The sequence below is a fragment of the Salmonella sp. K21076 genome, assembly GCF_039650795.1.
GTDB classification, from domain to species: domain Bacteria; phylum Pseudomonadota; class Gammaproteobacteria; order Enterobacterales; family Enterobacteriaceae; genus Salmonella; species Salmonella enterica.
In genome coordinates this window covers 136,467-157,928 of record NZ_JBCLYA010000046.1, presented here as the reverse complement: position 1 = coordinate 157,928, position 21,462 = coordinate 136,467, and the positions used below count along the sequence as shown (strand labels likewise).

The window sequence follows — 21,462 nt, the reverse complement described above, 5'->3', positions numbered from 1 at the left end:
AAGCTTACGAAATATCTCACCAATAATTAAGTAACGATACCTACAGGCATTTTTTTAACGCTGCCACAATGATACCCATAATATCCTGATAGATTCAGGGGTCAAAAATATATGGCTGCATCATAAATGCCTGAAGGAGTGTTTGGTGGCACAGGGTACTTTATTAAAGGAAAGGATAAATCCCCCACACCTGGCGTCTTCGCCAACACGCCATTCATATCTCAACAGCGGATTGTTAAAATCTGAGCCAATCGTTCATCTCTCAACTGCGCAATTAATCGGCTATGAGGTCCTGACGCAACTTCCGTCAGAACATGATAGCGAAGTTTTTTTTCAGCAGTTAATGCTGATGGAAGGCATTGAAACATCAGAGCAACGAGGCATTGCTTTTTACGCTGGTGCAACGATGGGACAAGGTTATTTATGGCCAGCCATATTACCAGATATATATTAGAGCAATGGAAAAAGCAGGATGCGCAGCGTACCATGCAGGGAAAGACACCGCCGTTTAAGAAATGCCAAAGACTGCGCCTGCCGTTATCACTCTCCAACGCCGCAGATATTTGATCGCCTTGAGTTACTGAACCAACAGCTAAATTATGCCTTGCCGGTTGGTATCATTTCTCAGGCAATAATTACAACTGATAACTACCTCGGCTATTCATTGAGTCACTACTTATTTTCCGGAAAACGTACCGCAGCATTCCGCTCATTAGATGACATTTCTTTGTGGATTGAAAAGGGGTCGCTCAGACAACTGATTGTAGATATGGAGACGCTACCTGTCTCCTGTATTGAGGCGCTTAACCAGCTACACGCGCTCAGTTGGCAACAAAGCGATATCCAGATTTACCTGCTGGTATCAGATAAAACCCCCGCTATAGCTCAGTTTATCCGTATGGCTGGGCGTTTTTTTGTCCTGTCGCGACGACAAAATCTGGCCTCTGTACGCGAAGCCTTGTTATCAGCCGCCGAACCTCGCTTATCGGAAAGCTTTAGCCGTACTGACTGGTTGATGATTGAAACTTTAGCGCAAGGTGCCTCTTTAAAAGAAATAGCACGTCAGCAAAGCGTACCTTATCATCGTGTGGTTTACCGGCTTAAACAACTTATCACCCTCCTTAACCTTCCCCACAGGCAAAGCTTTCTTCGGCTGATCCAGCAGCTAAACGTTACTTTCCACGACATTTTTTAACGAAGTAACGTTTTGGTGAATAAGATTTTTTAAGAAATTACTTATTTTCACTGCCATTAAATGTAAATATTTCACATAAAATTAATATTTACAACTCGTCCTGGTAAGCGACAAAAAATTTTTTCTTACATCGTCCCCTGTTCCTCCTTGTTTTTTGCGGTCTCCAGCGTCAACATCTTTCTGTTATTACATAACAAATACTAAACAATTAGTCTTTCATATTATTTTTATACTTAAAAACAACAGTTTAAACTACTTAATGTCAACTCTAAAGAAAATAGCTCCACCACGAACAAATTTTCTATAACGTCACAGAACATCCTACCCGCTATCCATAATTCGCATTTCGCAAGACTTTTCCGAGAAATCAGACCAGGTATAATCCATATTGTTTTTACTTAATCAGAAATTTCTTTTTTGTTGGTGCGAAATGGATATTCCACATATTTATTACTCTTACGCAAAATAGCCAGTCAACAGGGAGGTCTCATTCTTTATTATTGCTCCACCGTGTGGTGTGTAGATCTGGCTATTTCACAATCTTTAAGGTGTCTGACGCTTATTCTAAAACGAAGGACGCATAACAGTCTGAGGCATACAACAATGAAACCTGCATCTGTTATCATTATGGACGAACACCCTATTGTAAGAATGTCGATCGAAGTTTTACTCGGTAAAAATAGCAATATTCAGGTTGTCCTGAAAACGGATGATAGCCGAACAGCGATAGAGTATCTGCGCACTTATCCTGTTGATCTTGTCATTCTGGATATTGAATTACCGGGCACCGACGGCTTTACCTTACTTAAACGAATCAAATCTATCCAGGAACATACCCGGATACTTTTTTTATCGTCGAAATCAGAGGCTTTTTATGCCGGAAGAGCAATAAGAGCGGGCGCAAACGGATTTGTAAGTAAACGCAAAGACCTCAATGATATTTATAATGCGGTAAAAATAATTTTATCCGGCTATTCTTTTTTTCCATCTGAGACGCTTAACTTTATCAGTAATACCCGTCCCCCCAAAGGCGGGCACCATGATATGCCACTTTCTAACCGCGAAGTTACCGTGCTGCGCTATCTGGCCAATGGAATGTCTAACAAAGAAATTGCCGAGCAACTTTTATTGAGTAACAAGACTATCAGCGCGCATAAGGCCAATATATTTTCTAAACTTGGCCTTCACTCTATCGTTGAGCTTATCGATTACGCCAAATCACACGAATTATTGTAAATGTACTCCCGGCGAATTATCGTTCGGGAGCCAAAATAACGGACACTAATTGTAATTGATCAGGAAGGTCGCATCCGCGTTAGCAAGACCGGGCTGCACGCCATCGGCTAAGGCGATATAGTTCGCATAGAATTTCAGGGTAGCATTGCCGTTGTTGTCAATATCGACGGCCTTGCTGGCCTGTTCAAGTGGCAATCGACGTTGATCGCCATCGCGAATTTCAATCGCCAGTTTTTGCGCCATTGCCGTATCAGCAAGCGCCAGTAATGCCGTGCCGGGCGCTGGCGTCCCGGAAAACGTTATAGACGCCGAACCTGGCGGGCAGCCTTCAAGTTTTAGGCTAAAGGCTACCGGTTGCGTAGCGTCCCCGGCGACGTGAAGCTGTTTTGTCGGCCAGGTGCCGAGGTTAACCGACTTGTTACTGTCGCCCGCAACCACGGCGCAGGTAAAATCCACCACGTTACCGCGCAGTTCAATATTCACTTCGCCCAGAGATGAGTTGGCCTGACTCAGCGGGCTTAACAAAACACAACCGATAGCGATGAAAACGCGCCGAAGAATCATTATGCCTCCTTAATCATAATCGACTCGTAGATAGCCGCGCGCAGTAAACGGCCCTTCCGCCGGTTTATTCCCCGTCACGCTGATCGGCCAGGCGCGAATACCTACGCGAGCGGCGGCGTTATCATCAAGATGAAACGGAATTTTACTCGACAAATTATTGGGTGTGAGCGGCGTACCGTTGCTATTAGCAACCACAAAGCCTAAATCCGGGTTATCGGACACCATCGCCTGCCCTGAGGCCTTTTCGGCTTCAAGCCGCATCGATAAATAGGCTTGCGCCGCGACGTTGGTACATTTGATAGCGATAGTTTTCGCTTGCGGCGTGACGCCTTGCGGACGATTACCCGCTCCCGCCTGACTAAATAACGGCGCGCCGATATCGCCGAAATCAAACTCCACGACCTGTCCGGCATTCACTTCACAGTTTTGCGGTACTTCCACTTTGCCGCTGTAGCTAATGGTATACACCGGCGTGCTCAACGCGTCGCCGGTAGAGGTCGTCACATAGACGGTAAACATTGTCTGGCGGGGGATCGTCACTATATTAATAAAAGGCCGTATCACTTTTAATTTAAAAACCAGCTTTGAGTCCTGCACGCCAAACGGCTTTTGCTGCGACACGTTAGAGTCGACGCCCATGCGAATATAGTTACGGGGCGGATAAAATACGCCAGCGACACTATCGGTTATGCTCATCGCGCCCAGAAGGTAGTCATTCAACTTGAGGTATTTAAAATTTCCTTCGGTGCTTTGTACCGGTAATTCTGATACATAGCTTCGGTAGGTATAATTCACCGTTGTCCCCGCCGGGCACGTCGCGTTTACGCCGCACCAATCTGATTTTTTCAGCAGCGTCACCACCTGTCCCGGCTGATTATTGCCGCTGGTGAAAACATCTGACAGGTCATAAAAGATATCGGTCGCCGTCCCGTTTGAATTACGGCAAACCGTCGCCAGCGCGGGATGGGTGAAAAAGAGTGCGGTCCCCGCCAGCAATAGCGCTGAGTATATTTTCATCTCTATTTTTCCTTTTATGACGACGGACGGATACAGGTCGCGCTGGCTATCGTAATCGCCTGCTTCAGGCTATCCTCCGCCAGGGCGTAAGGGGCGATACAACGCGCGTTTTTCCCCTCTCCCCACTGGATGAACAGTTCACCTTTTAGCGGCAAGCCGCTCAGATAAATTTGTCCGTCATCGCCGACCATGCTGGTAATGCCGCTGGCGGTTTCTCGTACTATCGCGCCAAACGGTAACGGACGTCCGCCAAGCCTCGCGGTAATGATTGCCCTTACGCCTATCCGCGTATCAAAAGCAGCCCGCACCAGCGCGCCTTCAGTCGGCACCACGCTGCTGACGTTATTTTCGACATCGGTATGGTTGTCCATCGTGTTGGTATCTAACGCGACGCGGTTATAGCGATATACCGTGGCGTAGGGCATTACCGCATAGCCCCGCCAGTCCGTTTTCACGCCGGTCTGGTTTTCGATGCGCACGCCTTTCGCTCCCGGCGCTTTAATCAAGACATTGGTATCGCCCAACGGTTGGCTAAACGTAATACCATCCGTATGACCGACCACGCCGCCGGAAAGTTGCCAGTTATAGTCATGCTGATCGCGATCGTAGTTATATCCCACGCCCAGCGTGCCATACGTCGCCTGCCAGCTAGCGCTGGCGCTGCCGCTATGACCATTGGTACTGCTACGCCCCTGCGTCACGCTGTAGCTCAGATTACGTCCTTCCAGAAGCGTGCCGCCCACACCGGTCTGCCAGCTATTGTCGCCGTCGCGGTTGCGGTTGGCGTTAAACGTGGCATAAGTACGATCAAGAATAGTGTCGCGCGCATAGCGCCGTCCGGTCAGAACGCTAAACGGAACGGACATATTGAATGCCAGAATGCGGTCGGCGCCTGAGATCCCCACCGACTCGCTCCACGACCATGACAGCGAATAACTTATGCCTTGCCATCCACTGGCGTATCCCAGTTGATACCAGGTATTGGTATCCGCCGTATTCCAGTAATTTTGTTGACTGCCGGAAAGATACAGTGACCCGTAATTCCCCAGATTTTGCGAAATATTGACCTGAAAGCGGCCTTTTTTGCTGTAGCGGAGATTGTGGTAGCTCTGCGCCACCGGCACTTTATGGCGGCGTCCGTCGCTATCGTATTCGTAGTCGTACCCTTCCATACTGCGGTATGCCACATCATCCAGGGTGTAAAATCCGCGCGTGGAATAGCGGTAACCCAGCAATTGAAAATTAGTCCCGTAATTATTCAGCGATTTGGCGTACAGAAAACGCAACGATTGCCCCTGATGGGTGCTGTCATCTGCCAGTTGGCTACGCGCATGTGTGACATCGACCGACACGGCCCCCCAGTCACCCAAATTTTGCCCCGCCCCGACCACCACAGCACGGTAACGATCGGCAAGTTGCGTACCGCCGTAAGCCGTCAGCCCCGCAGGCAGGCCGGCAATCACCGTTCCCTGGAAAAAGAATAGCGAAGACTGCTGACTATTGCCGCTGCGAAAATCCCCGGCCACCAGGTCATACTTCACCCTGCCCTCACGCTGCAATAGCGGAACGGTAGAGTAAGGCACCGTGTAACGTTGTTGGCTACCGTCTTTTTCATCTACCGTCACCTCAAGGTCGCCGCTGGAAGAGGTAGGATTAAGATCGGTAATCGCAAACGCGCCCGGCGGCACATAGCTTTGGTAGATAACATACCCGTTCTGTCGTATCGTCAGCTTTGCCGCCGTCCGGGCGATCCCTCTGACCGTGGGGGCGTAGCCCTGCAGGCTATCGGGATACATATTGTCAGAAGAGTACAGCCGCGCTCCGCGAAAGCCGACGCTGTCGAAAACATCGTTCCCGGTATGGCTGTCCCCCATGACCAGTTCGCTTTTTAGCGGAATGATGGCGCGCTGTACCCAGGTGCCAATGTTGTTCCAGCGTTGCGAATGATAGCCGTCCCCTTTCGAATAGCTCCAGGCTCCGTTATTACGCAGCCGCCAGGGGCCATAGTTCAACCCGCTCAGCAGACTCAAAAAATAGCTATCGCTGTCTGTTCCGCGGCTACCGGTAAAACTGTAATTAATGAGTGCGGCGGGTATCCCTTCATCCCACTCTTCCGGCGGGATATAGCCACGCGCGCTGTTGAGCAATGACGCCTGCGGCAAGCTAATGTTTAAGCGCATCGACGCGAAATCGAACGCGACCTCCGCGCCCGGGATTTTCTCAGGAAGGTGAATACACGTGGTATCGACGCCTTTATCTGAGACAGGGAACACCGCGGTATTCACGCCCAGCCGTTTAATCCTCTCCGGTGTAAAACAAGGCATCAGGCCGCCGGATTTATCGCCGGCGCCCACGGCGCCCGCCTCAAAACGAATATCCTGCGTCGCTACGAATTCGTCGTTACGCCAGATATCCACCCGGTAAATACCGGGAGGCTGATGATTACCTTTTTCAAAGCGAGATAAATCCGCCACGGACGCGGTATCCGCCGACAAAAACGCAGGGTTGAAATAACTTTCGCCGCGGCTCGTCAGCGGACACAGAGCTGCCAACACCGACAGCGCCACGCCGCTTAACGGTGATACATAGCCGGGAAATCGCCCTGCAAACCAGGTTGTCTTCTTCATCGTGTTCTCGTGTGGCTTCACGCTCTCTGCTTAACCGAGACTGGCTGTTGTCGCCGACGTCAATGCGCCGTAATCATTGACGGTCTGAAATGTCACGCTGCCCTGCGCGCCAGTCGGTAAGGGAATTTGCATGTCGCTTTTTGGCGCGATCATCACGTTATCAATCTTTTTCGCACCCACGCTGATATTGACCAGCGTGAGGTAATAAGCAGATGGGTTGGTTATCTTGAGATGGTTGCCGACACGGGAAAATTTCAGCAAGGTCGGCGCGTCTTCCGGCGTCTGCGGCAAATTCGCCGGACGCACGAACAGTTTGATGCGCGACAGAATCGCCAGTTGCAGAACGTTTTTTCCTTCAATATGACTTTTATCGACCGACGGGATGGCTTTCACGTTCATCCAGAATAACGACTCCCGATCCTCGGGTAGCGGTTGCCCGGCGTAGATAATACGCAGCGTGTTTTCACTTTTGGGCTCGCTGACGAATAAAGGCGGCGTAACGATAAACGTTTTTTCTTTCTGCCCAGCGTTATTTTCGATCCATGAATTGACGAGGTAACGTTCTTGAGTATCGCTATTACTGATTGCCAGAGAAGTCTGTTTCGCCGCCGAGGGATAAATAACACGCGTGGCGCCTAATGCAATCCCCCCCGCCGCCTGTACGTTCAGCGAAGTAAATAACGTGAGAAGAACAATAAATCCTAATTTTATACTATTCAGCATGGTAAAAAATACCTTTTGCATTGAGTCACGTCGGCAAGAAAATTCATGGGTAAACCAGCGTAAACCACACTTCTGAATGAATTCGTCCCGGCGTCATATTTTCTGAAATTGCCCGATAGCGGGCGGTAAAATGCAAAGTCATTTCTGACGTTAAAATGGGCGCGTAATGAAGCGGTAACGTGTTAGGTATGATTTGCCGCTGCTGGTCATCAAATAACGCCAGGCCGATTCCGGCATTACCGATACCTTCGCCGCTGGCCAGAAAAACATGGGGATCTTCCGCAGGCGTAACGCCGGCAAACGCAATGCCGACATGACGCCAGACCTCCGCGCTACAGGAGATTAACCGTAACGAAAATGGAACGCTGACGGGAGCGAAGCTGCCAGGACCGGTAAACGCATTCGTGCGGTACTGTCCCATCAGTACGCGCAAATCCTGGCTTTCAGTGGCGACAGCGCAGCCGCCATTGACCAGTTGTCCGCGCAGGTGAACACGCCCGCTCTCTACCATTACCGGCTGCGCAATGACGGGCGACATCAAAACAAGCCCCACTAGCGCCGCGCCTTTCCTTATCATCTGCTATGTTCTCTTTTATCCCCGATAGCCTCTTCCGTTGAGACGCCTCCCTTCCCTGGCGTTCCCTGACGGGATTATTCGTATTTCATGATAAAGGTGGCGTCGGCATTAGCCTGGCCTGGCGTCGCGGCGGCGGTTGCCTTATAGCGTGCGGTAAAACGCAGCGTATTGGTGCCTTCAACCAGCGCCTGCTTCGCCGAGAAGGTCGCGCCGTCCGGCTTCAACGGTGAGGAGGTGTTATCAAGAATCTCAATCCCGACGCCGGTTGCGGTAGTGCTATTGTCCGCAGAGGAGACCGCCAGCAAATTAGTGTTGGTGTTATCTGCCTGACCAGAGAAAGCCACGGCAGCGGTGGCCGCCACTTTTGGATCGCAGTCATTCAGGACGATGGAGAAAGGCACCTGCGCGGTCGTATCACCAATCGCCGTAAAGCTGGCGGTACGGTATTGACCCAGCGTCACCGTTTGATCGGCGGATTTAGTGCTAACGGCACAGGCTGCATAAACCAGTTTACCTTCGAAATGAATAGTACCGCCGCTCACGCTCACCGGAGTAGGATCAGCCGCAACCGCTGCGCCAGCGACAAACATCAGACTCGCAATAGTAGAGGTCATTAATTTATGTTTCATGGATTTTCCTTGAATTACACACACCCGGTTTCGATATCCTGTCGGCTCCGTTTGAATTATTATCGACATAGCATGTCAGAAAAGTTATCTCTGCATCCTGTAAAGATAGATATCGCAGATTAATTAGTTTTCTGTTTCTCCCCTGAGTATCAGACGCAGTAATTAATCTTTGCGAATATGACATTTCGTCACGGTAATAAATTAAACATTTCGCTAAATAAAAAATAGCCGCAAACTCTTTTAATGACCTAAGCTAATTCTTATTTGGATATAAGAAGGGTCTAATCTTATTTTGTATAAAATGTCGCATTATGCCGCCCGATGCTATTAACGGCGAGGGATTACGGTAACCATAGCCAGGGTGATGAATTGTTTCTTTTTGGTTAATCATGGCGCGCTTACTGGTCACGTCTCAGTATCGTCAACGGACGGGGGAGACGTCGCGTTTGCATCGGAAACACAAACGTTAACTGACAGCGAGGCCCGCTTCTGACAAAATAGCGTTATCCCCTTTGACTTGAAGTAACAGATGGAATCTTCTCTCTGATGGCAGCAAAGATTATTGACGGTAAAACGATTGCGCAGCAGGTGCGATCTGAGGTTGCTCAAAAAGTTCAGGCACGCGTCGCAGCGGGTCTTCGCGCTCCCGGCCTGGCTGTGGTGTTGGTCGGCAGCAATCCGGCCTCACAGATTTATGTCGCAAGCAAACGTAAAGCGTGCGACGAAGTGGGATTCGTCTCCCACTCCTATGACCTGCCAGAAACCACCAGCGAAGCCGAACTGCTGGCGCTTATCGATACTCTGAATGCAGATAACACGATCGATGGTATTCTGGTGCAGTTGCCTTTACCGGCAGGTATCGACAACGTTAAAGTGCTGGAGCGTATCGCGCCGGATAAAGACGTAGACGGTTTTCATCCTTATAACGTCGGTCGTCTGTGCCAGCGTGCGCCGCGCCTGCGTCCCTGTACGCCCCGCGGTATTGTGACCCTGCTTGAGCGCTACAATATTGATACCTACGGCCTGAATGCGGTGGTCATTGGCGCGTCTAATATCGTTGGACGCCCGATGAGCATGGAGCTGCTGCTGGCTGGCTGTACGACTACCGTTACGCACCGCTTTACCAAAGATCTGCGTCATCATGTCGAGCATGCTGATTTGCTCATTGTCGCCGTTGGTAAACCGGGCTTTATTCCCGGCGAATGGATTAAAGAAGGCGCAATTGTGATTGATGTCGGTATTAACCGTCTGGAAAATGGCAAGGTCGTTGGCGACGTCGTGTTTGACGAAGCCGCGGCGCGCGCGTCATACATCACGCCAGTACCGGGCGGCGTCGGCCCGATGACGGTCGCCACGCTTATCGAAAACACGCTGCAGGCGTGCATTGAATATCACGATCCACAAGGAAAATAACATGGCGACATTCTCTTTAGGCAAGCACCCGCACGTCGAGCTGTGCGATCTGCTCAAGCTGGAAGGCTGGAGCGAAAGCGGCGCGCAGGCGAAAATCGCCATTGCCGACGGGTTGGTGAAGGTTGATGGCGCGGTTGAAACGCGTAAACGCTGCAAAATTGTCGCCGGGCAAACCGTTAGCTTCGAAGGCCAAAGTGTGAACGTCGTGGCCTGATTACGCTGTCTTTTCAGATAATCATCCACTTAATCCTCTACGTTCCAACTGCTAGCATGGCTATTTCCCTGTGAACGATCGCTATGCCTACCGTTATCACCCACGCCGCCGTTCCTCTGTGTCTTGGCGCAGGCTTAGGCCTGAAAGTTATCCCTCCTCGCCTGCTGTTTGCCGGTGTTGTGCTGGCGATGCTCCCCGATGCTGACGTGCTGGCCTTTAAATTTGGCGTCGCCTACGGCAACGTGTTCGGCCATCGCGGATTTACCCACTCTTTACTTTTCGCATTCGTCCTCCCCCTGTTGTGCGTACTCGCGGGACGACGATGGTTTCGAGCGGGGCAGGTGCGCTGCTGGCTGTTTTTAACCGTTTCATTGTTGTCGCACAGCCTGCTGGATTCGATAACCACGGGTGGTAAAGGCGTCGGATGGCTGTGGCCGTGGTCGGATGAACGTTTCTTTGCACCCTGGCAGGTAATTAAAGTCGCGCCGTTTGCGCTTTCAAGCTACATCACGCCGTATGGGCATCAGGTGATTGTTTCGGAGCTGCTATGGGTGTGGCTACCGGGGGGCGTGCTAATAGGGATATTGGGCTGGCACAGATGGCGTATAGGGGACGAAAAGCGGACTCGCTAATGTCGGACGGCGCTACGCTTACCCGACCTGTAGATTTCATCTCAGGTAGGCCGGATAAGACGCCCTGCGTCTTATCCGGCAATACGGCAATTACTTACGTCGCCAGGTGGTGCCCTGCGGGCCATCTTCCAGAATAATACCCATTTCAGTGAGACGATCGCGCGCCGCGTCCGCCGCCGCCCAGTCTTTCGCTTTACGGGCATCCAGACGCTGTTGAATCAAGGCTTCAATTTCCGCAACTTCACCGTCATCCGCCTGCGCGCCGCTTTGCAGGAAAACATCCGGCTCCTGCTCCAGCAGTCCCAGCACGCCGGAAATCTTCCGCAGATGAGACGCCATCGCATTCGCGGCGGTCATATCTTCGCCCTTCAGACGGTTGACTTCACGCGCCATGTCAAACAGGACGGAGTAGGCTTCCGGCGTATTGAAATCGTCATTCATCGCCTCCACGAAACGCGCTTCAAACGCTTCGCCGCCCGCCGGGGCCGCTGATTTATCCGTTCCACGCAATGCAGTGTATAACCGCTCCAGCGAGGCGCGCGCCTGCTTGAGGTTCTCTTCGCTGTAGTTCAGTTGGCTACGGTAATGCCCGGACATCAGGAAGTAGCGCACGGTTTCCGCATCGTAGTATTTCAGCACGTCGCGCACGGTAAAGAAGTTGCCCAGCGATTTGGACATCTTCTCGCGATCCACCATCACCATACCGGAGTGCATCCAGTAGTTGACGTATTCGCCGTCATGCGCGCAGGTAGACTGGGCAATCTCGTTTTCATGGTGCGGGAACATCAGATCGGAACCGCCGCCGTGAATATCAAAATGGTTGCCCAACTGCTTACAGTTCATCGCCGAACATTCAATGTGCCAGCCCGGACGCCCTTCGCCCCACGGCGACGGCCAGCTCGGCTCGCCCTCTTTCGACATTTTCCACAGCACGAAGTCCATCGGGTTACGCTTCACGTCAACGACATCCACGCGCGCGCCCGCCTGAAGCTGCTCAAGATCCTGACGGGAAAGCTGCCCATAAGTCGGATCGGTCGGTACATCAAACATCACATCGCCGTTATCCGCCACATAGGCGTGCCCTTTCTCGATTAAGGTGCGGGTGAGCTCGATAATTTCCTGAATATGGTGCGTCGCACGCGGCTCGCTGTCCGGACGCAGAATATTCAGCGCGTCGAAGTCCTGATGCATTTCCGCAATCATTCTGTCGACCAGCGCGACAAAACTTTCGCCGTTTTCATTGGCGCGTTTAATAATTTTATCGTCGATATCGGTAATGTTACGCACATACTTCAGCTTATAACCGAGAAAACGCAAATAGCGCGCGACAACGTCAAAAGCGACAAACGTGCGTCCGTGGCCAATGTGGCAGAGATCGTAAACGGTGATACCACACACGTACATGCCGACTTCCCCGGCATGAATGGGTTTGAATTCCTCTTTTTGGCGCGTCAGTGTATTAAAAATTTTTAACATCGAAGATTCCGTATAGACGTGTGTGGGTAATTAGGTGTGTATAATACTCATAATTCAACCTTGAAGCAGCACACTTTGCAAGGTGATCGCAGCTTACGATTATGCTATAACAAGCCCCTATATGTGCCCCATTGCGGGCTAAAGCACCACTCTCTTGGAACAGGATGCAAAAATGGTTACTTTCCACACTAATCACGGCGATATCGTAATCAAAACCTTTGATGATAAAGCGCCTGAAACAGTTAAAAACTTCCTGGACTACTGCCGCGAAGGTTTTTACAACAACACCATTTTCCACCGTGTGATTAACGGTTTTATGATTCAGGGCGGCGGCTTTGAGCCGGGCATGAAACAGAAAGCCACCAAAGAGGCGATCAAAAACGAAGCCAACAATGGTCTGAAAAATACCCGTGGTACGCTGGCGATGGCGCGTACTCAGGCACCACATTCGGCTACCGCGCAATTCTTCATCAACGTGGCAGACAACGACTTCCTGAACTTCTCCGGCGAAAGTCTGCAGGGCTGGGGCTACTGCGTCTTTGCGGAAGTCGTAGAAGGTATGGACGTGGTAGATAAAATCAAAGGCGTCGCCACTGGCCGTAGCGGTATGCACCAGGACGTACCAAAAGAAGACGTCATCATTGAAAACGTGACCGTCAGCGAGTAATCGTGGCGACACTGTTTATTGCAGACTTGCATCTGCAAACGGAAGAACCGGCGATCGTCGCCGGTTTTCTGCGTTTTTTAGCCGTAGAAGCCCGTCAGGCCGACGCGCTGTATATTCTTGGCGATCTCTTCGAGGCTTGGATTGGCGACGACGACCCCAACCCGCTACATCGTGAAATGGCCGTTGCCATTAAATCGCTGGTTGATTCCGGCGTCCCTTGCTTCTTTATTCATGGTAATCGCGACTTCCTGATTGGCAAACGCTTTGCCCGCGAAAGCGGCATGACGCTACTACCGCAGGAAAAAGTGCTCGACCTGTATGGCCGCAATGTGTTGATTATGCACGGCGATACGCTCTGTACCGATGATGCCGGATATCAGGCGTTTCGCGCCAAAGTCCATAATCCGTGGGTTCAACGGCCGTTCCTTACCCTGCCGCTGTTTATCCGCCGCCGTATCGCCGCCAGAATGCGCGCCGGCAGTAAAGCCGCCAACAGCAGCAAATCGCTGGATATTATGGACGTCAATGCGCAGACCGTCGTCGCCGAAATGGAAAAACACCGCGTACAGTGGCTGATTCACGGTCACACCCACCGCCCGGCGGTGCATGAACTTTCCGCCAACGGCCAGCCCGCGTTCCGCGTGGTGTTAGGCGCATGGCATCATGAAGGTTCAATGGTAAAAGTCACGCCGGATAACGTGGAGTTAATCGCCTTCCCCCTGTAAATGTTCGTCGAATCGTCCGTTACGGCGCACACGCAACCGTTTTCCTTGCCTGATTATCATGCTATTCTCTGACACCTCAAAAGCAGCGTGTCCCGCACCACAGGAGTTTTAAGACGCATGTCTTCCCGCAATAATCCGGCGCGTGTCGCCATCGTGATGGGGTCCAAAAGCGACTGGGCTACCATGCAATTCGCCGCCGAAATTTTTGAAATTCTGGATGTCCCGCACCATGTAGAAGTGGTTTCCGCCCATCGCACCCCCGATAAACTGTTCAGCTTCGCCGAAACGGCGGAAGAGAACGGATATCAAGTGATTATTGCCGGCGCGGGCGGCGCGGCACACCTGCCGGGAATGATTGCGGCAAAAACGCTGGTCCCGGTACTCGGCGTGCCGGTACAAAGCGCTGCGCTCAGCGGCGTGGATAGCCTCTACTCCATCGTGCAGATGCCGCGCGGCATTCCGGTGGGTACGCTGGCGATCGGTAAAGCCGGGGCGGCGAACGCCGCACTGCTGGCAGCGCAAATTTTGGCTACGCATGATAGCGCGCTGCATCGGCGCATCGCCGACTGGCGCAAAGCACAAACCGATGAGGTTCTGGAAAATCCCGATCCGCGGGGGACGCTATGAAGCAAGTTTGCGTTCTCGGCAACGGGCAACTGGGCCGAATGCTGCGCCAGGCGGGCGAACCGCTGGGTATCGCCGTCTGGCCGGTTGGTCTGGATGCAGAGCCTACCGCCGTGCCGGTACAGCAGAGCGTCATTACCGCAGAGATTGAGCGCTGGCCGGAAACCGCGCTTACCCGCGAGCTGGCGCGCCACCCGGCCTTCGTCAATCGCGATGTATTTCCGATCATCGCCGACCGTCTGACACAAAAACAGCTTTTCGATAAACTGGGACTCGCGACCGCGCCGTGGCAGCTGCTGTCCAGCGCCGACGAGTGGTCCGGCATCTTTGACCGTCTGGGCGAACTGGCGATTATTAAGCGTCGCGTTGGCGGCTACGACGGTCGCGGGCAGTGGCGTCTACGCGCGGACGAAACCGGGCAACTGCCGGATGACTGCTATGGCGAATGTATTGTTGAGCGCGGTATCCATTTTTCCGGCGAAGTGTCGTTAGTCGGCGCGCGCGCTCATGACGGCAGTACCGTGTTTTACCCGCTAACGCACAATTTGCATCAGGACGGCATCTTGCGGACCAGCGTCGCGTTCCCACAGGCGAACGCCGAACAGCAGGAGCAGGCGGAATCGATGCTGTCAGCAATTATGCAGGCGTTGAACTACGTCGGCGTAATGGCGATGGAATGTTTTATCACGCCGGAAGGCCTGTTAATCAATGAACTGGCGCCGCGCGTGCATAACAGCGGACACTGGACGCAAAATGGCGCCAGCATCAGTCAGTTTGAATTGCATTTGCGCGCGATTACCGGCTTGCCGTTGCCCGCGCCGGTGATTAACGCCCCGTCGGTGATGATCAATCTGATCGGCAGCGAGCTGAATTACGACTGGCTGAAGCTGCCGCTGGTACATCTGCACTGGTATGATAAAGCGGTACGTCCGGGGCGAAAAGTCGGCCATCTGAATCTGACCGACAGCGATACGTCACGTCTTAGCGCCACCCTGGAAGCGCTCTCTCCGCTCCTGCCGGGCGAATACGCCAGCGGCATTATCTGGGCGCAAAGTAAGCTTAAATAAACAGCGTGGGCGGCGCATTCTCTGTCGCCGCCCGTCGCGATCACAGACAGATGCAGGTTCCCGCCCTGCCCGCCAGGGTATCGTCAATACGCGACAGCGCGCCAATCCATGCCGGCTTTCCGCACCGCTTCACATACCCGCTTACCGCGGTCACCTTCGGTCCCATCGCGCCATCGGCTTTGGCAAACGGCGCCAGCTCATCGGGCGAAGCCTGACGAATAGCGCGCTGCTGCGGCGTTCCCCAATGTTCATACACCGCATCCGCATCCGTCAAAATGATCAGACCATCGGCCGCTATCTGCTCCGCCAGCAATGCCGCCGCCAGGTCTTTATCTATCACCGCCTCGACCCCTTCGCCCTCGCCAGCAACAGGTACCCCGCCACCGCCGCTGCAAATCACCACATGGCCCTCTTTTAGCAATAACTCAATAGCGGTGCTTTCGATAATCTGACGCGGCGCCGGGGAAGCGACGACACGGCGCAGATATTTTCCATCACGTTTCATATGCCAGCCATAAGTCGCTTCCAGCGCCATTTGCTCTTCTGGCGAATAAACGGGACCGATAAACTTTTCCGGTTCAAGAAAAGCAGGATCGTCCGCCGATACCTTTATTCGCGTTAATACCGCAGTCACCGGCGGCATATCGGGTTCAAGCGCCAGACGCTGCGCCAGCATATAGCCGATCATTCCCTGACTTTCCGCCACCAGCACATCCAGCGGATAAGGCTCAACGGCTTTCCAGGCAAGGTTCTGTAAAGCCAACAGGCCGACCTGGGGGCCGTTGCCATGTACTATCGCCAGCCGATACGAGCGGGCAAGTCGTGCCAGCGCAGGCACCGCGTCGGCAATATTGCGATATTGATTCTCTGCCGTTAGCGCTTCTCCGCGCTGCAATAATGCGTTGCCGCCAAGAGCAACTACCAACGTTTTCATTCCCTATCCTTTTACTATTTGTTGTCCAAGCCAGAACCCCAGCAGCGTATCCGCGCCAGAGGTGTGCCCCAGCGCCAGCAGTCCGTCAATCGCCGTTTCTGTGCGAGCATCTCGTCGCAGCGCATGAATAAAGTGGAGTAAAGGCGACGCGAAATACCCCATAGCCGCATAGCGTAAATAGCTGACGCTCACGAGCGTCGTCGCCCGATCAAGGCTGCCGGATTGGGCAAAAAAATTACGCCCGGCGCGTTCATCTATGGCGCCAAAATACCAGGCCGCCAGCAACATTCCCGTCAGCGTGTCCTCATGACTGGGCGTTAAGCCCGGCCCTTTACCCAGCCATAGCCGCCAGTCAGTCGCAGCACCTGCAAGCGCTGACTGAAAGCAGTGACAAAACTGGCGAAGTTCCGGACATAGAGGCTGAGCTGCGGCGACGGTTAACGGCCCAAACAGTCCCGTCTCCTCACTACGCTGCATGTACGTCGCGTTAAGGCGCGGCGACGCAAGATAGCGTGGAACCCGCAGCGAACAGCGCCTCTCCGGCTCGCATAAAAGAAACTCGCCAATCTGAATACCGGCAGCGGTTAACTGCGGTTTTTCGCCATCGGTGAGCACATCACGCAAGGCGTCAAAATCGCCGCCGCGCAGTATCCACCCTCCTGGACTGAAGCCGCTCCCCCGACGGTGAAGCGTTAATAACTCACCGCTTTTCGCCACAAAATTAATAGAGCGACGCCATACCCCTGACATCTGCCAGGGTTGCCGATAATCCGCCGATTGTCGGCTTGCCATAAGAGGATGGATACGTTTCATGAGACGCTCTCTTAACTTACGCCCATGCTTTCCGCCAGCGCTTCCAGCGCCTGCTCGAAACAGGCCAGCGGCGCACGGACGGTTCCCGCGCCAATCTGACCAATTCCCGCCTCTTTATGCGCGATACCCGTGTTAATCAGCGGCGTAATTCCGGTCTCGACCACGCGGCGGATATCCAGTCCCAGACAGGCCCCCTGAAAATCCCAGCCGGGGATTTGTAGCTGCATGTTGCGTTCGAGATAAATTTCAGCCATCTCTTCAGAAACAGATTTCGCCGCTTCCATTCCCCCGGCACCGACAAAACGCGTTACGCCAGGCGCGGCAATCATCGCTGCGCCGCCAATACCAAACGTTTCAGTAATGGCGCTGTCGCCCATGTCCGGGTTGGCCTGATCCTGCGAAAAACCGGTAAAAAATAGCCCCTGCGGCGTATTAACAGGCGCGGTGAACCAACGGTCGCCCAGACCGCTAACCCGAATGCCAAACATATCGCCATTGCGGGTCATCGCCGTCACAATACTGCCGGCGCGAATCTGCGCGCCCGCGTCCATGGCGGCTTTACAGTAGGCCATCGCCAGATTAAGGAAGAATTGATCGGTGACGCTCAGAAAATCCATCACTTCCGCTATCTGCTGCTTATCGTGTTGCAGACGGGCGATATGCGGCGCCAACGTGCGCATCAGCAATGCGGAAGAGGCGATATTGCGCTGGTGGAATTCATCTCCCATCGTAATGCCCTGCGCCATCATCGCGGTCAGGTCAAGCCCCCGCTCCAGACGACCCAGCGCCGCGCTTAATACCGGCATCAGCACATCGCGCATCCAGCGCAAACGTTGCTGAACATCTTCGCCATAGGCGCCGAAACGCATCACTTTGCCGATCCCTTCGTTGAGATTGCAGTACGCGCGATTGCCGTCGGTGATATTTTCCACGACCAGCATCGGCATACTGGCTGACGTAATACCGCCCATCGGCCCCACGGCGTTAACGTGATGGCAGGGAATAAAGTTGACCTTTCCCTGCTCTAACAGCGCGAGCGCGCTCATTTCATCTTTGGCCCATCCTTCAAACAGGCATGCGCCGATACAGGCCCCTTTCATCGGGCCGGTCATCTCTTGCCAGCGCATCGGCGGCCCGGCATGAAGAAGCGTTTTCCCCTGATTGAGTACGCTAATTAATGAAGAAGCTGGCTTCACATCCAGCCAGTGCGGACGTGCGCGACGAATTTGTTCGATGACTGCAGCGTTGGCTTGCGCCACTGATGTAAATATGGGAACCCCTTATTGCAAACGTTCTAACAGACGAGCCAGTTTTTTATTACCGCCAGCGACAGGCGCCCACTGGTAGTGCACCACGGGCATACCGGCAGCCTGTAAATCCAGCGCGAAGCTACGTAACCCGGCATTAATCACCGCTACTGCTTCCAGTAACCGGGGAGCTGATGGATGAGTAGAAGAGAGAGTGGGTCGAATCAGTTCCGCGGCCAACAGAGTGGCTTCGGGAAGAGAATCCACTACCGTGATGCCGGCATCTTCGAGCGCGGCGATTTGTTGCGAGCGGCACTGAGGATCGCGTTCCGTTCCGGTGACGGTTGCGATGGCGAACAGCGGCTGGTCGCTGGCGCGTGCGGCGCATGCCTTCTGCCAGGCCTGAATCAGCGATGCGGCGGGATCGGCGGTCGCGCCAAAACCAATAACGACGTCCACTAATAACACGCGTACCTGCGGTTGTGCGCCAAGCCCGGCGATAAGCTGATTACGTAACGCCGGGTCAATCATCGGATGTGGTCGCCCAACGGTATAAAAGTCATCGCCCAGATCGATAATCTGGTGGCCGTCAGCGTCAAGCATCATGCCATGGTGATGTTCCGTATCCGTCGCGACGCCCAGATAGCCGGCCAGCAGTCCCGCCGCTTCCGCCGCCAGCGTTCCGCCGGTATAGAGACCACGAATCACGCCGCCTGTTGAAACCATTTCTTTACGCTGCGACGTCACGCGAGACAATAAACATGCCAGTCGGGCAGCTTCATCCAGCGTCGAGGCAAACCAGACGTTTTCCTCACGCGCAACGGGAGAGGAAAACCCTAAGAACAGCGCTACAACGGGTTTCCCGGTGGCTTTCATCGCCGCGATAATATGCTGACGAACCGCATCAGCAGGCGGTTTGGAGACAAAGGCCAGCACCTGGCTCTTTTCATCCGCGCTGAGTATGTCCAGTGCCGTTAGCGCGCTGATCCCGCCGACCTCGGCGCTCAAATCGCGTCCGCCAAGCCCGATGGCATGGGTAATCCCTTCCCCCGCCAGCGCAATCTGTGAACAGAGCTCCTGAATACCGGTGCCGGAAGCGCCAATCACCCCGATGTTGCCCTCTGGCATGACGTTAGCGAAAGCCAGCGGCGTATTGGCGATCATAGCGGTGCCGCAATCTGGCCCCATGACCAGCAGTCCCTTATCACGCGCCCGGCGTTTTAGTCTGATTTCGTCGTCCAGCGTGACATTATCGGAGAAGATCATCACGTTCAACGAACGAGCCAGCGCCTGCTCCGCCAGTTCCGCCGCATATTCGCCGGCCACCGATACCAGCGCCAGATTCGCCTCTGGCAGTTTCTGACAGGCGCTTTCCCAGCGTCTGACCTGGATTAACGACTGGCTGCCGCTGCTTCCCTGCGCCAACTGCTGCAATGCTTCTTCGAGCTGTCGCACAATCACCTGCGTAATGCCGTCATCTACCGCTTCGGTACGAATCGCCACGCAAATGTCATTGGGCGTAGCGCCATGAAAATCGTCATGCCAGAAACCGGTAGTTTCCAGCAGCGACTTATTCGCAGGCGTACCCATCATTACCGATACATCATCAACATTTTCGGACTCACTCAGCTTTCGAGAAATAATCATTAAGCTGACAGAGTCCTGAAAACACCCTTTTTTAATAAAGGCGTGGATCATAACAACTCCTTAATAATTGCACCCATTGCAATTGCACGAGCAGTGTTAATGTGCGCTTCACGGTATATATCCGGGAGGGTAAATAGAGTGATTAACGTCACATCAAATTTATTAACAAAAGAATTCAAACAACGGCTAAAGGATTAGTTATGATTTTCTAAAAAAGCTTTTTATTTAAGCAAAAAGATAAAAGCCGCCTGATTATCAAATAAATTCTAATTATATTTTTTTGCCTGTCTGGATCACATAATCATTTTATTTTCCCGGTATGTTAATCGCAGTCATGCTTCACACCGTCGTTAAAAAGGAAGACAGATGAAAATCAGTCGGGAAACACTCCATCAGCTTATCGAAAATAAGCTTTATAAAGCCGGACTAAAACGTGAGCACGCCGCCATCGTCGCCGACGTACTGGTTTATGCAGATGCCAGAGGTATTCACTCACATGGCGCCGTACGCGTTGAATATTATGCCGAACGAATTTCAAAAGGCGGCACCAACCGGGAGCCGACGTTCCGCATTGAGAATACCGGTCCCTGTACGGCGATACTGCATGCCGATAATGCTGCCGGACAGGTCGCAGCCAAAATGGGAATGGAGCATGCTATTGAAATAGCCAAAAAAAATGGCGTCGCGGTTGTCGGCATTAGCAGAATGGGCCATAGCGGCGCCATCTCTTATTTCGTCCGCCAGGCCGCTCGCGAAGGCCTGATTGGTCTGTCTATCTGTCAGTCCGATCCTATGGTCGTGCCGTTTGGCGGGGCGGATATTTACTATGGCACTAATCCGCTGGCCTTTGCCGCGCCGAGCGAAGGCGATGACATCATTACCTTTGATATGGCCACCACCGTGCAGGCCTGGGGAAAAGTCCTCGATGCACGGTCTCGCAATGAGTCCATTCCGGAGAGTTGGGCCGTCGATAAAAACGGCGCGCCGACACATGATCCTTTTGCCGTCAATGCGTTATTACCCGCCGCAGGCCCGAAAGGTTACGGCCTGATGATGATGATCGATATTTTGTCCGGCATTCTGCTGGGGCTGCCGTTTGGTCGCCAGGTCAGTTCGATGTATGAAGATTTACACGCCGGACGCAATTTAGGACAACTTCATCTGGTCATTAATCCGGCGTTCTTTTCTTCCTGTGAATTATTCCGCAAACATATTAGTCAGACTATGCAGGAACTCAATTCCGTGAAGCCCGCTCCCGGTTTTAAACAGGTTTATTATCCTGGACAGGATCAGGATATTAAACAGAAAAATGCCGATATGAATGGTATCGATATTGTTGATGATATTTATCAATATCTGATTTCCGATGCCCTCTATCTCAAGTCATACGAAACAAAAAATCCCTTTGCCCAATAATTATTGAAACAGGAATTTT

22 protein-coding genes are annotated in these 21,462 nt (G+C 52.8%); 11 read left to right on the top strand and 11 right to left on the bottom strand.

The window, feature by feature from the left end:
• Positions 1-142: 142 nt before the first annotated feature.
• The 3 genes from AAYN39_RS14685 to fimZ all read left to right on the top strand — a co-directional run bounded on the left by AAYN39_RS14685 (position 143) and on the right by fimZ (position 2,431).
• Positions 143-454, top strand: coding sequence for a diguanylate cyclase (locus AAYN39_RS14685; RefSeq protein ID WP_000226497.1), 312 nt, complete (start codon positions 143-145; stop codon positions 452-454).
• Positions 455-472: 18 nt separating this feature from the next.
• Positions 473-1,195, top strand: a complete 723-nt coding sequence (gene fimY / locus AAYN39_RS14680) for a fimbria biosynthesis regulator FimY (RefSeq protein ID WP_001258098.1) — start codon at positions 473-475, stop codon at positions 1,193-1,195.
• Between the two features lie 603 nt (positions 1,196-1,798).
• Positions 1,799-2,431, top strand: a complete 633-nt coding sequence (gene fimZ / locus AAYN39_RS14675) for a fimbria biosynthesis transcriptional regulator FimZ (RefSeq protein WP_000801270.1) — start codon at positions 1,799-1,801, stop codon at positions 2,429-2,431.
• A 45-nt stretch (positions 2,432-2,476) separates the two neighbouring features.
• On the opposite strand, the gene sfmF is transcribed toward fimZ, so the two are convergent.
• The 6 genes from sfmF to fimA all read right to left on the bottom strand — a co-directional run bounded on the left by sfmF (position 2,477) and on the right by fimA (position 8,568).
• Positions 2,477-2,995 (bottom strand): fimbria assembly protein, encoded by a 519-nt coding sequence (gene sfmF, locus AAYN39_RS14670; RefSeq protein WP_000603408.1) that lies wholly within the window; start codon positions 2,993-2,995, stop codon positions 2,477-2,479.
• A gap of 9 nt (positions 2,996-3,004) precedes the next feature.
• On the bottom strand, positions 3,005-4,012 hold the full coding sequence (gene fimH / locus AAYN39_RS14665) for a type 1 fimbria D-mannose specific adhesin FimH (protein ID WP_000708646.1): 1,008 nt from the start codon (positions 4,010-4,012) through the stop codon (positions 3,005-3,007).
• Between the two features lie 14 nt (positions 4,013-4,026).
• On the bottom strand, positions 4,027-6,639 hold the full coding sequence (locus AAYN39_RS14660) for a fimbrial biogenesis usher protein (protein WP_000754216.1): 2,613 nt from the start codon (positions 6,637-6,639) through the stop codon (positions 4,027-4,029).
• Between the two features lie 30 nt (positions 6,640-6,669).
• Positions 6,670-7,362, bottom strand: a complete 693-nt coding sequence (gene fimC / locus AAYN39_RS14655) for a type 1 fimbria chaperone FimC (RefSeq protein WP_001764009.1) — start codon at positions 7,360-7,362, stop codon at positions 6,670-6,672.
• Between the two features lie 43 nt (positions 7,363-7,405).
• The gene (gene fimI, locus AAYN39_RS14650) at positions 7,406-7,939 is read right to left on the bottom strand and encodes a type 1 fimbrial protein subunit FimI (RefSeq protein WP_000619617.1); all 534 of its coding nucleotides are present in this window, start codon (positions 7,937-7,939) and stop codon (positions 7,406-7,408) included.
• A gap of 74 nt (positions 7,940-8,013) precedes the next feature.
• Positions 8,014-8,568 (bottom strand): type 1 fimbrial protein subunit FimA, encoded by a 555-nt coding sequence (fimA, locus tag AAYN39_RS14645; protein ID WP_000681037.1) that lies wholly within the window; start codon positions 8,566-8,568, stop codon positions 8,014-8,016.
• Positions 8,569-9,114: 546 nt separating this feature from the next.
• On the opposite strand from fimA, the gene folD reads away from it, so the two are divergent.
• The 3 genes from folD to AAYN39_RS14630 all read left to right on the top strand — a co-directional run bounded on the left by folD (position 9,115) and on the right by AAYN39_RS14630 (position 10,827).
• Positions 9,115-9,981: a bifunctional methylenetetrahydrofolate dehydrogenase/methenyltetrahydrofolate cyclohydrolase FolD gene (gene folD, locus AAYN39_RS14640; protein WP_000729163.1), complete on the top strand. Its 867-nt coding sequence runs from the start codon at positions 9,115-9,117 to the stop codon at positions 9,979-9,981.
• Between the two features lies 1 nt (position 9,982).
• On the top strand, positions 9,983-10,195 hold the full coding sequence (gene ybcJ / locus AAYN39_RS14635; RefSeq protein WP_000190278.1) for a ribosome-associated protein YbcJ: 213 nt from the start codon (positions 9,983-9,985) through the stop codon (positions 10,193-10,195).
• Positions 10,196-10,278: 83 nt separating this feature from the next.
• Positions 10,279-10,827, top strand: coding sequence for a metal-dependent hydrolase (locus AAYN39_RS14630; RefSeq protein WP_001143573.1), 549 nt, complete (start codon positions 10,279-10,281; stop codon positions 10,825-10,827).
• 90 nt (positions 10,828-10,917) lie between these two features.
• Here the strand turns inward: AAYN39_RS14630 and cysS are convergent, their stop codons facing one another.
• Positions 10,918-12,303, bottom strand: a complete 1,386-nt coding sequence (gene cysS / locus AAYN39_RS14625; protein ID WP_000912377.1) for a cysteine--tRNA ligase — start codon at positions 12,301-12,303, stop codon at positions 10,918-10,920.
• Between the two features lie 172 nt (positions 12,304-12,475).
• On the opposite strand from cysS, the gene ppiB reads away from it, so the two are divergent.
• The 4 genes from ppiB to purK all read left to right on the top strand — a co-directional run bounded on the left by ppiB (position 12,476) and on the right by purK (position 15,386).
• Positions 12,476-12,970, top strand: a complete 495-nt coding sequence (gene ppiB / locus AAYN39_RS14620) for a peptidylprolyl isomerase B (protein ID WP_000255991.1) — start codon at positions 12,476-12,478, stop codon at positions 12,968-12,970.
• Between the two features lie 2 nt (positions 12,971-12,972).
• Positions 12,973-13,695 carry a UDP-2,3-diacylglucosamine diphosphatase gene (gene lpxH / locus AAYN39_RS14615; protein WP_000212291.1) on the top strand — a complete coding sequence of 241 codons (723 nt, stop codon included), beginning with the start codon at positions 12,973-12,975 and terminating at the stop codon, positions 13,693-13,695.
• A gap of 117 nt (positions 13,696-13,812) precedes the next feature.
• Positions 13,813-14,322 carry a 5-(carboxyamino)imidazole ribonucleotide mutase gene (gene purE / locus AAYN39_RS14610; RefSeq protein ID WP_000098739.1) on the top strand — a complete coding sequence of 170 codons (510 nt, stop codon included), beginning with the start codon at positions 13,813-13,815 and terminating at the stop codon, positions 14,320-14,322.
• A complete protein-coding gene (gene purK / locus AAYN39_RS14605) occupies positions 14,319-15,386 on the top strand; it encodes a 5-(carboxyamino)imidazole ribonucleotide synthase (RefSeq protein WP_000815594.1) in 1,068 nt (355 codons plus the stop codon). Before purE ends, purK begins: the two co-directional genes overlap by 4 nt.
• A 40-nt stretch (positions 15,387-15,426) precedes the next feature.
• Here the strand turns inward: purK and AAYN39_RS14600 are convergent, their stop codons facing one another.
• From AAYN39_RS14600 to AAYN39_RS14585, 4 genes are read right to left on the bottom strand one after another with little or no spacing between them, the layout of a single operon-like run.
• A complete protein-coding gene (locus tag AAYN39_RS14600) occupies positions 15,427-16,320 on the bottom strand; it encodes a carbamate kinase (protein ID WP_000855341.1) in 894 nt (297 codons plus the stop codon).
• A gap of 3 nt (positions 16,321-16,323) precedes the next feature.
• Positions 16,324-17,133 carry a DUF2877 domain-containing protein gene (locus AAYN39_RS14595; protein WP_000821188.1) on the bottom strand — a complete coding sequence of 270 codons (810 nt, stop codon included), beginning with the start codon at positions 17,131-17,133 and terminating at the stop codon, positions 16,324-16,326.
• Between the two features lie 11 nt (positions 17,134-17,144).
• A complete protein-coding gene (locus AAYN39_RS14590; protein WP_024131192.1) occupies positions 17,145-18,404 on the bottom strand; it encodes a DUF1116 domain-containing protein in 1,260 nt (419 codons plus the stop codon).
• A 9-nt stretch (positions 18,405-18,413) separates the two neighbouring features.
• On the bottom strand, positions 18,414-20,078 hold the full coding sequence (locus AAYN39_RS14585; protein WP_000580919.1) for an acyl-CoA synthetase FdrA: 1,665 nt from the start codon (positions 20,076-20,078) through the stop codon (positions 18,414-18,416).
• A 315-nt stretch (positions 20,079-20,393) separates the two neighbouring features.
• Between AAYN39_RS14585 and allD the strand changes: the two genes are divergently transcribed.
• Positions 20,394-21,443 (top strand): ureidoglycolate dehydrogenase, encoded by a 1,050-nt coding sequence (gene allD, locus AAYN39_RS14580; RefSeq protein WP_000703940.1) that lies wholly within the window; start codon positions 20,394-20,396, stop codon positions 21,441-21,443.
• The last annotated feature ends 19 nt before the right edge of the window (positions 21,444-21,462 follow it).